At 71.4% G+C, this 15,320-nt stretch carries 10 protein-coding genes; 8 read left to right on the top strand and 2 right to left on the bottom strand.

From position 1 onward, the window contains the following. Positions 1-10 precede the first annotated feature (10 nt). Together ACF8ML_RS09975 and ACF8ML_RS09980 are read right to left on the bottom strand one after the other, a co-directional pair. Positions 11-3,172: a hypothetical protein gene (locus ACF8ML_RS09975; protein ID WP_392407064.1), complete on the bottom strand. Its 3,162-nt coding sequence runs from the start codon at positions 3,170-3,172 to the stop codon at positions 11-13. 212 nt (positions 3,173-3,384) lie between these two features. Then, positions 3,385-3,570 (bottom strand): hypothetical protein, encoded by a 186-nt coding sequence (locus ACF8ML_RS09980; RefSeq protein WP_156179775.1) that lies wholly within the window; start codon positions 3,568-3,570, stop codon positions 3,385-3,387. Here ACF8ML_RS09980 and ACF8ML_RS09985 point away from each other — a divergent pair. From ACF8ML_RS09985 to ACF8ML_RS10020, 8 genes are all read left to right on the top strand, one after another. Beyond that, a complete protein-coding gene (locus ACF8ML_RS09985) occupies positions 3,569-4,783 on the top strand; it encodes an efflux RND transporter periplasmic adaptor subunit (RefSeq protein ID WP_016447393.1) in 1,215 nt (404 codons plus the stop codon). The genes ACF8ML_RS09980 and ACF8ML_RS09985 overlap by 2 nt on opposite strands. 13 nt (positions 4,784-4,796) lie before the next feature. Continuing rightward, the gene (locus ACF8ML_RS09990; RefSeq protein ID WP_047217597.1) at positions 4,797-8,003 is read left to right on the top strand and encodes an efflux RND transporter permease subunit; all 3,207 of its coding nucleotides are present in this window, start codon (positions 4,797-4,799) and stop codon (positions 8,001-8,003) included. Further along, positions 7,996-9,429: an efflux transporter outer membrane subunit gene (locus ACF8ML_RS09995; RefSeq protein WP_154833056.1), complete on the top strand. Its 1,434-nt coding sequence runs from the start codon at positions 7,996-7,998 to the stop codon at positions 9,427-9,429. The genes ACF8ML_RS09990 and ACF8ML_RS09995 overlap by 8 nt, the downstream gene beginning before the upstream one ends. A 152-nt stretch (positions 9,430-9,581) precedes the next feature. Then, positions 9,582-10,736 (top strand): NAD(P)/FAD-dependent oxidoreductase, encoded by a 1,155-nt coding sequence (locus tag ACF8ML_RS10000; RefSeq protein WP_392407065.1) that lies wholly within the window; start codon positions 9,582-9,584, stop codon positions 10,734-10,736. Positions 10,737-10,795: 59 nt separating this feature from the next. Further along, positions 10,796-11,881, top strand: coding sequence for a hypothetical protein (locus ACF8ML_RS10005; RefSeq protein ID WP_016452210.1), 1,086 nt, complete (start codon positions 10,796-10,798; stop codon positions 11,879-11,881). 54 nt (positions 11,882-11,935) lie between these two features. Further along, positions 11,936-12,631: a helix-turn-helix domain-containing protein gene (locus tag ACF8ML_RS10010; RefSeq protein WP_016447398.1), complete on the top strand. Its 696-nt coding sequence runs from the start codon at positions 11,936-11,938 to the stop codon at positions 12,629-12,631. A 248-nt stretch (positions 12,632-12,879) separates the two neighbouring features. Continuing rightward, positions 12,880-13,944 carry a homocysteine S-methyltransferase family protein gene (locus ACF8ML_RS10015; RefSeq protein WP_017406622.1) on the top strand — a complete coding sequence of 355 codons (1,065 nt, stop codon included), beginning with the start codon at positions 12,880-12,882 and terminating at the stop codon, positions 13,942-13,944. 22 nt (positions 13,945-13,966) lie between these two features. Then, on the top strand, positions 13,967-15,289 hold the full coding sequence (locus ACF8ML_RS10020) for a hypothetical protein (protein WP_016452208.1): 1,323 nt from the start codon (positions 13,967-13,969) through the stop codon (positions 15,287-15,289). The last annotated feature ends 31 nt before the right edge of the window (positions 15,290-15,320 follow it).

A 15,320-nucleotide genomic window follows, 5' to 3' on the forward strand; every position in this document is an offset into this window, starting at 1 on the left:
GAACAGGCGCTCAGGTGGAAGACGGGGCCTGGCCGCGCCGCTCCGCCGCCAGGGGCTGCATGAAGCTTTGCGCCAGATGGGGATGGCGCTGCACGATGTCGCACAGCCCGGCCACATAGTCGGGCTGGTCGGCCTGGCTGGCGCTGACCACCTGCCGCGCGAAGATGGCCGCGACCACGGCCGCTGTCTCGGGCGCATCGACCTGGCCGCGCAGGAAATGCAGCACGCGCGTCTTGCTGGCGCGCGCGCGGTGCACCTGGCTGAGCACGGCCAGGAAGTAGGGCTGCAGCTCCTGCAGGCGCGTGGCGCGCTGGGGCGCGGGCTCGTCGGGCAGGGCCAGCAGCCATTGCGTGACGAACAGCTGCACGCCGGGGGCCGGGTGCTGGGCCAGGCGCGCGAGGTAGAGGCTGGCCTCGGGCGCGCTCATGTGCTGCTCGAGCCGCTGGCGGCCCAGGGCCTGTACCCAGGACTGGGGATGGTCCACCCAGCCGATCAGCAGCTCGGGCGTGAGCGCATTGGCCGGCAGCCGCTGGCCGAACATCTCGCGTGCGTACTGCTGGGTGTCGGCAAACAGGGCGTCGGCCAGCGGCAGCAGCTGTTCCGCCTGCTCGGGCCGGGTCTGTTCCATGGGCGTGAGGCGCGTGTCGATGCTCTGGCGGCTCAGTGCGCGCACATCGGCATCGGCATGCCGCGCCAGCGTGGACCACTGGCGCAGGGTGTAGGCCTGGATGTCCAGCGCCTTCAGGCCCCAGGCGCCGTAGCGTTGCGCACCCGTGGCCTGGGCCTGCAGGGCGCGCCAGATGCCCGAGGCATCGCGGGCCGGGGCCACGGCGGCCAGCGGGCCGGTGAGCAGGCGCAGCGCCGCGTCGTGGACGCCTTCGGCCTTTTCCGCACGGAACAGCACCTCGTGCAGGCGTTCGGCGATCTGGGCGTTGCAGCGCGCGTTGTACAGAGGGGTGCCGGCCAGGCGCTCGACCAGGGGCGCGGCCGCTGCGCGCAAGGCGGCATGGGGCGATACCGCGAACCCGGCCAGCATGTCGGCCTGCTCGCACAGCAGATCGTCGGCCAGGCTGCCCATGAGCCGTATGCCGCAGGCCATGCGCGCAGGTTCCTCGGATTCCAGCAGCCCGCGCAGCGCCGCCGCAGGCAGGGTGCGCAGGCCTTGCGGGTGCGCCAGCAGCCAGGCGGTCGCCATCTCCACCAGTGCCGTCACCGAATGCGCCAGCAGGTGGTGCAGCGGCGGGGCCGGAACGCCGGGCGCGTGCGCGACCAGCGGTGCCTTGTCCGCGAAGAGGGCCTGCACCGCATCGCGGATGTCGGCCAGCGCAGCGCCGTCCGCATCCAGCGTGGGCAGCGCCGCCAGCAGGGCCAGGGCCACGGCGGCGCCATCGGCATAGAGCAGCAGGGCCAGTGCCTGCGTGCGCGAGCTGGCGGCGGGCGACAGAAGCAGGGCCGCCACCAGCTCGGCATCGCGCGCGGCGGCTGCGCGGTCGCGCGACAGCCAGGCGCCCAGGTAGCGGGCGGCCGGCCCCTCGCCGCATTGCGCAAGCGCCAGCAGCCAGGGGCGGCGCGCCGCATCGTCGGTCAGAGCGACCATGCGCTGCTGGGCAATCTCCAGGCCCAAGGCGGCGGCGGGCGCATAGGTTTGGTGCAGCAGCGGCGCGGCGGCCGCCGCATCCAGGCTGTCCAGAAAGGCCTTCTGGTCCTGCAGAGCGCGCGTGAGCGACCACAGCAGCAGCGTGGACTGCGAGCGGCCCACCAGCTGCAGCAGCCGCTCGGGGTGGGCGTCCCACAGGGGCGACAGCCCTTCCACGCGCTGCGCGGGCAGCTGCTGCAGGTCCAGCGGCTCGTCGGTGTACCAGCCATGGGCGCGTGCCGAGGCATGCAGCTGCGGCCAGCGCGGCAGCAGCAGCCGGGCGGCAAGCAGCCAGCGCGATTCGGGCAGGCGGCCGGAGCGCGAGGCAGCCTGGCCCGCGCAGCGGCGGTCCATGGCCTGGAGCAGGGCCGTGGCCTGCGCGGCGCCTTCGCTGTGCCCGGCCGAGACCATGCGCCGCAGCTGGCGCCAGCCGCGCAGGCGCAGGTACAGGGAGGTGTCGCGGCTGAAGACGGCACCCTCGTCGCGCGGGCCATCGAAGCGGGCATGCAGCACGGCCAGCAGGGCGTGGTCGCGACGCCACTCGGCACGCTTGTGGATGCGCCGTATGGCAGGCCACCAGGGGCGTGTGAAAGGGATGCGCTCCATCCAGGCCAGCAGCTGCCGGTGGACGGCGCCATCGTGCGCTCCCAGCGTATCGGCCGCCAGCAGCGCCTGGGGCGTGAGGGCGTTGAACACGGCCTGCTGCGCCTGCGGGCCGTCCTCCGGCGGGGCGGTGCGTGTCTCTTGTTCCCCCTGTGCCCCTTGCTCCCCTTGTACCCACTGCTCCCACTGATCCCGGTGCTCCTGCAGCGCCGCCTGGCGCTCCTGCGGCGCGAGCAGCGCCAGCCAGGCCTGGTGCGCCAGGTCGCGCGTGGCCTCGCTGGCGCCGCGCTGCGACAGCGCCTGCATGGCCACCGCCGCGCCGCCATCGCCCAGGCGGCCCACCAGATAGGCCAGGCAGTAGTCGAGCAGGTCGTCGCCCGTGCCCAGCAGGGCCACCAGGCGCGGCACCTGCGCATGCAGCAGGCGCTGGGCGCCGCCGCCGCGCGCGGCATCCGCATATTCCGCCAGGCGCCACACCAGGCGCGCCTGCTGGCCTGCGGGCATCAGCCGCCAGGCATTGCCGTCCAGGCGCCGGCACAGGGCCGGTATGGCGGCGGCCTGCACGGGTGACTCCGGCAGCTGTGGCGGCTGCGGCGCCGGTTCCTGGGCGTGGCCAGCCAAGGGCAAGGCTTGCACGCCATCCAGCTCGGCAAAACCTTGCTGGGACTGCAGCACATCGCCGGCCGCCAGGCGCTGGCGCAGATAGGCCAGTGCGCGCTGGCGTGCAGGCTCCAGTGCCAGCGGCAACGGGGTCAGCGTGCTGTCGTCGACCTGCGCGACGACGCCGGCCTTCCATTGCGTGACCTGCAAGGTCACGACATGGCGCGCCGCCGCGTCGCGCCCCTGCGGGTCCAGGGCCACCAACGTCACGGTGCTGATGCGTTCATTGCGTCCCTGCGGGCGGGACAGTACGGCTTGAGCAAGCAGGTTCATGCGGCAGGCATCCAGTGCTTTTCCATATGGGGTTGGCTGGCGGGAACAACCGGGGCCGCAAAGTGTTCGCGGCCGTCGTTTCCCGCTGGCCAACGCAGGGTCAGATGGCATCGCAGTGTAGTGCCTCGATGCCCTGCGGGCGCCGCCCGCCGCAGTGCCGATGGCCGCTGCGCTTGTCCGATCCGGCCATTGATTCCCCTGGCAAACCGTCCTCAATTTTCGTGGTGTCTTTGTGGCTGGATCTTGACTTCAAGTTCACTTGAACTTGAAGAATGCAACCCATTGTGAGCAGCCGCCGGCAAGGCCTTCAGAGCCTGCGGTACAGCCCCCTTTTTCCGGCCCTGCACCGCCCCCGGCAGCAGGGCCTTGCCCATCCCCCTCAAGGAGAGTCGATCCATGCCAGTTCTTCCCCCGCCGCCGTTGCGGCGTGCCCTGTTCGGAGGCGCCCTGGCGGCGCTGGCCCTGCTTGCCGGCTGCCGCCCGCAGGCCGTGGGCGATGCCCATGCCAGCGACGGCCCGCCGCCTGCGCCCGAGGTGCTGGTGAGCGAGGTCGTGCCGGCCAGCGTGCGTGTCTGGGACGAGTTCAACGGCCGCATCGATGCCGTGGACTCCGTGCAGCTGCGCCCGCGCGTGTCGGGCTATATCGAGCGCATTGCCTTCAGCGAGGGGCAGGAGGTCAGGAAGGGCCAGCTGCTGTTCGTGATCGACCAGCGGCCCTACCGCGCGGCCCTGGCCAGCGCCGAGGCCGAGCTGGAGCGCACGCGTGCCGGCGCCGCCCTGGCGCGCACCCAGGACCAGCGTGCCCGCCAGCTGGTGGCCGAGCATGCCGTCTCGCGCGAGGAAGCCGACACGCGTGCCGGCGCCATGGCCCAGAGCGCCGCCCAGGTGCGTGCCGCCGAGGCCGCGCTGGCGGCCGCGCGGCTCAACCTGGACTTCACCGAGGTGCGCGCGCCGGTCTCCGGCCGCGCGGGCCGCGCCCTGCTCACCGTGGGCAACCTGGCCCAGGCCGACCAGAGCGTGCTGACCACCGTGGTCTCGCAGGACCCGGTGTATGTGTATTTCGATGCGGACGAGCACAGCTTCCTGCGCCACCAGCAGGCCGCCAACGCCGCCAATGGCGGCAAGGGCCGGCCCGTGCGCATGGGCCTGGCCAGCGATGAGGGCTTCCCGCACAAGGGCACGCTGGATTTCACCGACAACCAGCTCAACGCCGGCACGGGCACGGTGCGCATGCGCGCCCGCATGCCCAATCCCGACCGCCTGCTGACGCCGGGCCTGTTCGCGCGCGTGCAGTTGCAGTCAGGGCAGTCCGAGCAGGGCGGCGGCGGGCAGCAGGCGCTGCTGATCGACGACAAGGCCGTGCTCACCGACCAGGACCGCAAGTACGTGTATGTGGTGGGCGAGGGCAACAAGGCCGAGCGCCGCGACTTGGAGCTGGGCCGCATGGTCGATGGCCGGCGCGTGGTGCAAAAGGGCCTGGCGGCGGGCGACCGCCTCGTGGTCGGCGGCCTGCAGCGCATCTACTACCCCGGCATGCCGGTCAGCCCCAAGCCTGCGCCCGGCGATGGGCAGGCGGCGGTGGCCCAGGCGTCGGCCGTGGCCGCGCAGTGAACCGGGACGCACCATGGATTTCTCCAAATTCTTCATAGACCGCCCGATCTTCGCGGTCGTGCTCTCCATCATCCTGTTCGCCGTGGGCCTGGTTGCGATTCCGCAGCTGCCCGTGGGCGAGTATCCCGAGGTCGTGCCGCCCAGCGTGGTGGTGCGCGCCACCTATCCGGGCGCCAATCCCAAGGAGATCGCCGAGTCGGTGGCCGTGCCGCTGGAGGAGGCGATCAATGGCGTCGAAGGCCTGATCTACCTGAAGTCGGTCGCGGCCTCGGACGGCAGCCTGCAGGTGGTGGCCACCTTCCGCGCCGACGTGGACCCCGACACGGCAGCCGTGCGCGTGCAAAACCGCGTGAGCCAGGCGCAGAGCCGCCTTCCCGAGGAAGTGCGCCAGTACGGCGTGACCACGCAAAAGCGCTCGTCCACGCCGCTGATGTATGCGGGCCTGACCTCCAGCGACGGCAACCATGATGCGCTGTACCTGCGCAACCATGCCACGCTCAAGATCAAGGACGAGCTGGCGCGCATCCCCGGCATCGGCGAGGTGGCGCTGTACGGCGCAGGCGACTATGCGATGCGCGTCTGGCTGGATCCCAGCAAGGTGGCCGCACGACAGCTCACCGCTGCCGAGGTGATCGCCGCCATCCGCGAGCAGAACGTGCAGGTATCGGCCGGCCAGCTGGGCGCCGAGCCCAGCCCCAAGGGCTCGGACAAGCTGCTGTCCATCAATGTGCGCGGCCGCCTGAAGACGGCCGAGGAGTTCGGCTCCATCGTGCTCAAGGGTGGTGCCGACGGCCAGGTCGTGCGCCTGTCCGACGTGGCGCGCATCGAACTGGGCGCCAGCGACTACAGCATGCGCTCGCTCAGCGACACGCGGCAGATGGCGGCCGTGGGCATCTTCCTGTCGCCGGGCGCCAATGCGCTGGGCGTGGCGCGGGAGGTCTACGCCACCATGGAGCGCCTGTCCAGGGATCTGCCCGAAGGCGTGAACTTCGAGACCGTCTGGGACCCCACGGTCTTCGTGCGCGACTCCATCAAGGCGGTGCAGAGCACGCTGATCGAGGCGGTGATCCTCGTGGTGCTGGTGGTCATCGTCTTCCTGCAGACCTGGCGCGCTTCCATCATTCCGCTGCTGGCCGTGCCCGTGTCCATCGTCGGAACCTTCGCGGGGCTGTACCTGCTGGGCTACTCCATCAACACGCTGACCCTGTTCGGCCTGGTGCTGGCCATCGGCATCGTGGTGGACGATGCCATCGTCGTGGTGGAGAACGTGGAGCGCTACATCGAGGAGGGCCACACGCCCCTGGAGGCGGCGCACCTGGCGATGAAGGAGGTCTCGGGCCCCATCATCGCCATCGCCCTGGTGCTGTGCGCGGTCTTCGTGCCCATGGCCTTCCTCAGCGGCGTGACGGGCCAGTTCTACAAGCAGTTCGCCGTGACGATCGCCATCTCCACGGTGATCTCGGCCATCAACTCGCTGACGCTGTCGCCTGCACTGGCGGCCAAGCTGCTGCAGCCGCGCGGCGCGCCGCGCGATCTGCTGTCGCGCGGGCTGGACCGCAGCCTGGGCTGGTTCTTCCGGCCCTTCAACCGCTTCTTCGACCGCAGCGCGCACGGCTACCAGAACTCCGTGGGGCAGTCGCTGCGCCGCCGCGGCCTGGTGTTTGCGGTCTACGCGGCGCTGCTGGCGGGCACGGCCGTGCTGTTCCAGGCCGTGCCGGGCGGCTTCATCCCGCTGCAGGACAAGCTGTACCTGTTCGGCGGCGCCAAGCTGCCCGAGGGCGCCTCGCTGGGCCGCACCTCCGAGGTGACGCGCCAGATCGTGGAGCTGGCCCACAGCGTGGAGGGCGTGGACAAAGTCGCTGCCTTCGCGGGCTTCAATGCGCTGCAGACCACGACCACGCCCAACCTGACCAGCTCCTACATCATGCTCAAGCCCTTCGGCGAGCGCACGCGCAGCGCCGAGGAGATCAATGCCGAGCTGGGCGCCAAGTTCGCGCAGATCGAGGGCGGCTTCGCCTACGCGCTGATGCCGCCGCCCATCCAGGGCCTGGGCAACGGCTCGGGCTACTCGCTGTTCCTGCAGGATCGCGCGGGCCTGGGCTACGCGGCGCTGCAGCAGGCGCTGCAGGCCTTCCAGGCCGAGATCGCCAAAACGCCGGGCATGACCTATCCGGTCAGCAGCTACCAGTCCAACATCCCGCAGCTCGAAGTCAAGGTGGACCGTACCAAGGCCAAGGCGCAGGGTGTGGCGCTGACCGACCTGTTCCAGACGCTGCAGGCCTACCTGGGCTCGGTCTACGTCAACGACTTCAACGCCTTCGGCCGCGTCTGGCGCGTGATGCTGCAGGCCGATGCCGACCACCGCCAGGCCGTGGAGGACATCGCGCGGCTGCGCACGCGCAATGCGCGCGGCGAGATGGTGCCCATAGGCTCCATGGTCACCGTGGTGCCCAGCTTCGGGCCCGACCCGGTGCTGCGCTACAACGGCTTCCCGGCGGCCGACCTGATCGGCGACTCCGACCCGCGCGTGCTGTCCTCGGGCGAGGTGCTGACCAAGCTCCAGGAGATCGCGCAGCGCACGCTGCCGCGCGGCATCGAGCTGGCCTGGACCGACCTCAGCTACCAGCAGGTGGAGCAGAGCAACGCCGCGGCCGTGGTCTTCGCCATCGCCGTGATGCTGGTCTTCCTGGTGCTGGCCGCGCTCTACGAGAGCTGGACGCTGCCGCTGGCCGTCATCCTCATCGTGCCCGTATGCATCTGCGCGGCGCTGTTCGGCGTCTGGCTGGCCGGCGGCGACAACAACGTCTTCGTGCAAGTGGGGCTGGTGGTGCTGATGGGGCTGGCCTGCAAGAACGCCATCCTGATCGTGGAGTTCGCGCGCGAGCTGGAGCTGCGCGGCGTGGGCATCGTCGATGCCGCGCTGCAGGCCTGCCGCCTGCGGCTGCGGCCCATCGTCATGACCTCCATCGCCTTCATCGCCGGTGCCGTGCCCCTGCTCATCGGCGGCGGCGCGGGCAGCGAGGTGCGCGCGGCCACGGGGGTGACGGTGTTCTCCGGAATGCTGGGCGTGACCCTGTTCGGCCTGTTCCTCACGCCGGTGTTCTACGTCACGCTGCGCCGGCTCTCGGGCCGGGCGCTGACGGGGCATGCGCCTGCACATGCCGCGCCTGCCTCCCCACCCTCCGACAAAGCCGCACCCCTGGAGCCCCACCATGTCTGAAATCCGCAAATCCCTGAGCCGACACGCGCTGGCGCTGGCGTCTGCCGGGCTTGTGGCCGGCTGCGCGGTCGGCCCCGACTTCAAGGCGCCTGCGGCGCCGCAGGCCGGAGCACAGTTCGCGCGGGCCGAGCCTGCACCGGCCACCCCGCAGGCCGAGCCCGATGCCGCCTTCTGGCGCCAGTTCCAGGACCCGCAGCTGACGCGGCTGGTGGAGCAGGCGCTGGGCGGCAACCAGGACCTGCAGGTGGCGCTGGCACGGCTGGACGGCGCCCAGGCGCTGCTGAGCGAAAGCCGCTTCGACCAGTTCCCCACGGTCACGATGTCGGGCCAGGCCACGCAGCAAAAGCGCAGCGAGAGCGAGGCCTTCTACGGGCCGCGCAGCCAGCGCAGCTACACGGCCGGGCTGTCGGCCAGCTGGGAGATCGACGTGTTCGGCCGCGTGCGGCGCAACATCGAGGCGCGGCGTGCCGACCTGCGCGCCGACGCGGCCGATCTCGCGGCGCTGCAGGTGGCCATCGCGGCCCAGGTTGCGGGCAGCTATGCCGACCTGCGCGGCTGGCAGCAGCGCCTGGCCCTGGCCCGGGCCAACGCGGCCAACCAGCAGGACACGCTGCGCCTGGTGCAGCTGCGCCTCACACACGGCAGCGGCACCGAGTTCGACCTGGCGCGCGCCCAGGCCCAGTTGGAGGCCACGCGCTCGCGCATCCCGGCACTGCAGGCGCAGATCGCCATGGCCCAGCACCGGCTGGCCGTGCTCACGGGCCAGGTGCCCGAGGCGCTGATCGCCGCGCTGGATGTGCCTGCCGCCCTGCCGCAGCTGCCGCCGGCCATCGACCCCGGCACGCCGGCCGGCCTGCTGCGCCGCCGTCCGGACGTGGCCGTGGCCGAGGCACGGCTGCATGCGGCCACGGCGCGCATCGGCGTGGCCACGGCCGACCTGTTCCCGCGCCTGTCGCTGGGCGGGCTGCTGGGCAGCACGGCGCTGCACGGCGGCGCGCTGTTCGAGGGCGGTAGCGCCACCAGCAGCGTGTTCCTGGGCGTGGACTGGTCCTTCCTCGACGTGGGCCGCGTGCGGGCGCGCATCGCGGCCAGCGAGGCCGGCGCCCAGGCCGCGCTGGCCCAGTACCAGCAGACCGTGCTGCTGGCGCTGGAGGACGCCGAGAACGCCCTGGTGCGCCTGCAGCGCACGCGCACCGAGGATGCCCACCTGGCCCAGGCCGCCGAGCAGCGCCAGCGCGCAGAACAGCTGGCGCTGCGCCGCTACCACCTGGGCAGCGTGGGCCTGTACGAAGTGCTGGATGCGCAGCGCGACCTCTACGCGGCCCAGGACGCCGCCGCCGACAGCCGCGCACGCGGCCTGCGCGCTGCCGTGGCGCTGTACCAGGCCCTGGCCGGTGGCTGGGACGGGAAGCTGCCGCCAGCCTGAGCACAAGGCGTGCGTTGCAAAAAGGGACGGCTAGGCGCCGTCCCTTTTTTTCTTGTCCGGCGCACCCGGTGAAAACCACGAGGACCAGGGGCTTGCCTCATTTTTTTCTTATCGGATAATTTTCTCATTGGAAAAAAATGGAGCGATGGATGATGGAAAGCCAGGTTCTGGATTTCGCCGTGATCGGTGCCGGCATGGCCGGCGCCTCCGTGGCCTGGCGGCTGGCCGGTGCGGGCGCCTCGGTGCTGGTGCTCGAGCGCGAGCCGCAGCCCGGCTACCACGCCACGGGCCGCTCGGCCGCCATGTTCATGGAAAGCTACGGCACCGCGCAGATACGCGCGCTGACACGCGCCAGCCGCGCCTTCTACAGCGCGCCGCCCGAAGGTTTTTGCGAGCACGCGCTGCTGCAGCCGCGCAGCGTGCTCTACATAGGCACGGCCGGCCAGGAGCCCCTACTCGGCGATGCCCTGGCCATGTACCGGCGCGACGGCCTGCGCGCCGAGCGCCTCGACGCGCGCCAGGCCTGCACCCTCGTGCCCTGCCTGGACGAGAGCCAGCTGGTGGGTGCCGTGCATGACCTGGACGCCATGGACATCGACGTGGCCGAACTGCACCAGGGCTTTCTGCGCGGCATGGCGCGTGCCGGTGCGCGGCTGCGCTGCGGCGCCGAACTGTCCGGCGCCGAGCGCGAGGTGGATGGTGATGGCCAGGGCCTGTGGACCCTGGTGCTGCAGGACGGGTCGCAGGTCCGTGCCCGCGCCGTGGTCAATGCCGCAGGCGCCTGGGCCGATGCCGTGGCCCGGCTGTGCGGCGCGCGGCCGCTGGGCATCGAGCCCCGGCGCCGCTCGGCCTTCACCTTTGCCGCACCCGAGGGCGAGGACATCCACGGCTGGCCTGCCGTGATCGGCGTGGACGAGAGTTTCTACTTCAAGCCCGATGCCGGCCAGCTGCTGGGCTCGCCCGCCAATGCCGATCCCGTGCCGCCGCATGACGTGGTGGCCGAGGAACTGGACGTGGCCATGGGCATAGACCGCATCGAGACACTGACCCGCCTGCGCATACGCCGGCCGCGCCATGTCTGGGCCGGGCTGCGCAGCTTTGCGCCCGACGACGACTTCGTGATCGGCTGGGACGCGCACCGTGAAGGATTCTTCTGGCTGGCAGGGCAGGGCGGCTACGGCATACAGACGGCCGCCGGCGCCTCGGCCGCCGCTGCCGCGCTGCTGATGCGCGAGCCGCTGCCCGCCGAGCTGCTGGCCCAGGGCGTCGATGCCCGGCGGCTGAGCCCGGAGCGCTTCGCGGCCTGAGACGCCTGCCTTTTCGCTTTTTCAGCCCCCGCAACACACAACAATCCAAGGAGACAGGCATGGGTGCATTCAAGGAAGTGAGCAGGATTGCCGGCGCCTTCGTCGGCGTCATCGTCGGGGCGGGCTTCGCCTCGGGGCAGGAGATACTGCAGTTCTTCGCGGGCTTTGGCGCCATCGGCCTGGCGGGCTGCCTGGTGGCGGCCCTGGCCTTCGTCTTCCTGTCCATGGCGTTCTCCACCATGGGCCAGCGCCTGCAGGCCGGCTCGCACAAGGAGGTGGTGCAGGCCCTGCTGGGCCGGCATGTGGGCATGGTGTTCGATGTGCTGATCACCTTCTTCCTCTTCGCCATCACGGTGGTCATGCTGGCGGGCGCAGGCTCGCTGCTGCACCAGTGGCTGGGCCTGCCCGAGGTCTGGGGCAGCGTGCTGGCCACCGTGGCCACGGTGCTCATCGTCTGCCTGGACGTGGGCCGGGTGATCGCCTTCATCGGCGCGGTCACGCCGCTGCTGGTGTTCATGACCGTGGTGGTCGCAGGCTACGTGCTGGTGACGCCCCAGGGCGAGCCGGCCGCGCTGGAGGCCGCCACCGCCGCCCAGCCCCGGGGTGCGGGGCACTGGCTGGTGGCCGCGCTGCTCTATGTCTCCTACAACGTGGTGGCGGGCATGCCCTTCCTGGTGATCATGGGCGGCCAGGCCAGCTCGCGCCGCGTGGCGCTGTGGGGCGGCGTGGCCGGCGGGCTGCTGCTGGGCCTGCTGATGCTGCTGATCGCGGCCGCCATGGTCTGGCGCATGGACACGCTGGGCGGCCTGTCCATGCCCATGCTGGCGCTGGCCACGCAGATCTCGCCCTGGCTGGGGCACCTGATGTCGCTGGTCATCTTCGGCATGATCCTCAACACCGCCGTGGGCATGCTCTATGCCTTCGTGGCCCGCATCCTGCCGGCCGGCACGCCGCGTTTTCGCTGGGGCACGGGCGTGGCGGGCGTGGTGGCACTGGGCGGCAGCTTCGCGGGTTTCATCACGCTGGTGGGCATGGTGTACCCGGTCTATGGCTACATCGGCTTCGCGCTCATGGCCTGCGCGCTGGCAGGCTGGCTGCGCATGGGCCGCAGGCCGGCGCCCCAGGCCGATCTGCGCGGCACCTGAGGGGCCGGGCCTGACCCTAGAATCGGGCGGTCGCCAGCCCCGATCGCCCGCTTCATGCCCAGCCCCCGTCCTCGCACCAGTCCCGCCCCTGGTCCCGGCCCCAGCCCTCGTTCCAGTCCGCTTCCCACGGCAGACCAGGTCCTTGCCGCCGTGCTGCCGGGCGCCCGCACGGCCGCCGCCCTGCCCGCAGGCAAGCACGAAGTGGGGGCCAAGCTGCGCAAGGCCCGCAAGGAGCGCGGCCTGACGCTGCAGCAGGTGGCCGAAAGCAGCGGCCTGGCCGTGTCCACCATCTCCAAGGCCGAGCGCGGCCAGATCGCGCTGAGCTACGAGAAGGTGCTCATGCTGGGCAATGCGCTGGACATCGACATGACACGGCTGTTCATGGTCGGGGACGCCCAGCAGGCGGCCGGCGACACGCCCACCGTGGTCAAGGACCGTTTCGAGGACGTGCAGCGCTACGAGACCGACCAGTACCTCTACAGCGTGCTGTGCGGCGCCTTCCCGGGCAAGAAGATGCAGCCCCTGGTGGCCGTGATCAATGCGCGCGAGGCCGGGGAATTCTCGGAGACCATCCGCCATGCGGGCCAGGAGTTCGTGATGGTGCTCTCGGGCCGGGTGCGCATCCTGTTCGAGAACGGCGAATCGGTGGAGCTGGGCCGCCATGAGGCCGCGTATTTCGACAGCGGCGTGGGCCATGTGTATGTGAGCCTGAGCCGCCAGCCGGCTCAAGTCGTCTCTGTCTGCAGCTGAAATGGTTAGCACCCCCTGAGCGGCTGCGCCGCTTCCCCCGTGTGCACGGCGCCCTCTCTCGCTACGCGGGAGGGGGACGACACCCTCGGTGCGGGGCGGCGCGGCCGGCATAGGCCCTTCCTCGGTGTCTCTGGCGTGGGGGTGCGCTAGTTTCATAGGTCGCGCCTCTTGTTTGGGGCGCAGGCCGTTTTTCTGGGGGAATCCTCGTGCCCGGCACGGCCGCCCCGGAATTCCTACAATCGCTGCCCATGAGCCTGCCCCAGTACACCCGCGCCAAAGAGCTTCCCGCCATCCTTGCCAAGCGCCTCGTCATTCTTGACGGCGCCATGGGCACCATGATCCAGCGCTTCAAGCTGGGGGAGGCCCAGTACCGGGGCCAGGGCTACACGGGCCCGGGCAGCGTGGGCGACCGCTTCAAGGACTTCCCGCATGACGTCAAGGGCAACAACGAGCTGCTGTCGCTCACCCGCCCCGACGTGATCCGCGACATCCATGAGAAGTACCTGGCCGCCGGCGCCGACCTGATCGAGACCAATACCTTCGGCGCGACCACCATCGCGCAGGACGACTACCACATGGCCGATCTGGCGCGCGAGATGAATCTCGAGAGCGCCCGGCTGGCCCGCGCGGCCTGCGACAAGTACAGCACGCCCGGCCATCCGCGCTACGTGGCCGGCGCCCTGGGCCCCACGCCCAAGACGGCCAGCATCAGCCCCGACGTGAACGATCCGGGCGCGCGCAACGTGAATTTCGAGCAGCTGCGCCAGGCCTACCTGGAGCAGACGCTGGCGCTGATCGAGGGCGGCGCCGACGTCATCCTGGTCGAGACCATCTTCGACACGCTCAACGCCAAGGCCGCGCTGTTCGCGGTGGACGAGGCCTTCGAGCAAAGCGGCGAATGCCTGCCCATCATGATCAGCGGCACGGTGACCGATGCCTCGGGCCGCATCCTGTCCGGGCAGACGGTGACGGCCTTCTGGCACAGCGTGCGCCATGCCAACCCGCTGTCCATCGGCCTGAACTGCGCGCTGGGCGCGGCGCTGATGCGCCCCTACGTCCAGGAACTGAACAAGGCCGCGCCCGAGACCTTCATCAGCTGCTACCCCAACGCCGGCCTGCCCAATCCCATGAGCGACACGGGCTTTGACGAAACGCCCGAAGTCACCAGCCGCCTGGTGCATGAGTTCGCGGCCGAAGGCCTGGTCAACATCGTGGGCGGCTGCTGCGGCACCACGCCGGACCACATCGGCGCCATCGCCAAGGCCGTGGGCAGCACGCCCACGCGCCGCCTGTTCTACCCGGAATCGGCCTGATCGCGCGGGCGGAGCCTCTGACATGAGTTCGCCGCTGCCGCCCGTTCCGTCTCCAGCCGCAGGGCTGCCGCAGCCCGTGGCGGCGCCTGTGCCCGGCCCGGCCGCTGGTGCGCCGGTGGCGCCGGCTTCACCCGCGTCATCCGCCTCGCCATCCGTTCCCGTCACGCCGCCGGCGGCCACGGCCGTGCGCTGGTCGCCCGAGATGCTGCAAAGCCTGCGCCTGCAGGCCTTCGAGCAATTGGTGGCCCAGCTGGCGCGCCAGGTGCAGGCCAGCCCCGGCGCGCCTGCGCCGCAGTGGCCGGCCAGCGGCGTGTCCGAGGCGCTGGGCCGGCTGCTGCAGGCCCTGCTGGCCCAGGTGGGCACCCAGCAGGGCCAGGCCCTGCAATTGCTGGCGGCCCAGCCGGGCTCGGCGGCATTGCTCCAGGCGCTGGCGGCAGGCACGACGGCGCCTGGCGGGCAGGATCCCCGGAGCGCTCCATCGGCCCAGGCCGGACCGCCCATCCCGTCTGCATCGACAACGCCTGCGGCCTCCATGCCGCCCGCCGCTGCCGCAGTGACGCTGGCCGTGGCGGCTGCCAAGGGCAAGGTGATGGATGCGCTGCTGGCCGGATCCGGGCTGGCGCCGCAGGCCGGGGCGCGCCCAGCAGGGGGCATTGCAGGCGGCGCTGCCGGGGGGGCCACACAGACCCTGCCCGCCCTGCAAAGCTGGTGGGTGCAGCAGGGCACGCTGCTGACGCCGCAGGGCGAGCGCGGCTTCACGCTGAGCCTGCAGGTGCCCCAGGCCTGGGCCCAGGCGCAGGGCGCGGCCATGGCGCTGGCGGCCGCATCGGCTTGCGCGCCGGGTGCGGCCCCTTTCACGGCGGCGGCCCTGCCTGCGGGCGCTGCGCTGCCCTTGGCGGGCGCGCAGGCCACGGAGCCGGGCCTGCGCCTGCCGCTGGATGCATCGCTGCAATCGCTGGCCTCGGGGCCGGTGGCCGTGGTGGTGCAGCCGCGCGGCGCCGATGCGCTGCGCACCAGCGCCCTGCTGCTGCTGGAGTTGCAGCCGCTGCGCCAGCCCGGTGGCGCCATGGCATCGCCGGCCGGGCTGGCCTCGGTGGCGTCGCTGTCGCCCGCGTTCGCGCAGGAGGTGCAGCAGATGCTGCAGCAGCGCAATGATCCCTGGCTGCACATGGCGGCGGCCCAGGCTTCGGGCGCCCTGCCGCGCGAGCGCCGGGCCTTCGAGCACCAGTCGCATTTCTGTACCACCGAAGGCTGCCAGTACGAGGGCCGCGCGCCCTGTGCCCAGCCCTTTTGCAGCGAGATGAACCGGCTCTGGGACGTGTCGCGCACCGAGCGCAGCCGCTGAGACCGGCCTTGCGAAACTGACCGGGCCTGAC

Origin of the sequence: Delftia sp. WSY_10, assembly GCF_043104705.1 — a bacterium.
GTDB lineage: Bacteria > Pseudomonadota > Gammaproteobacteria > Burkholderiales > Burkholderiaceae_C > Comamonas > Comamonas tsuruhatensis.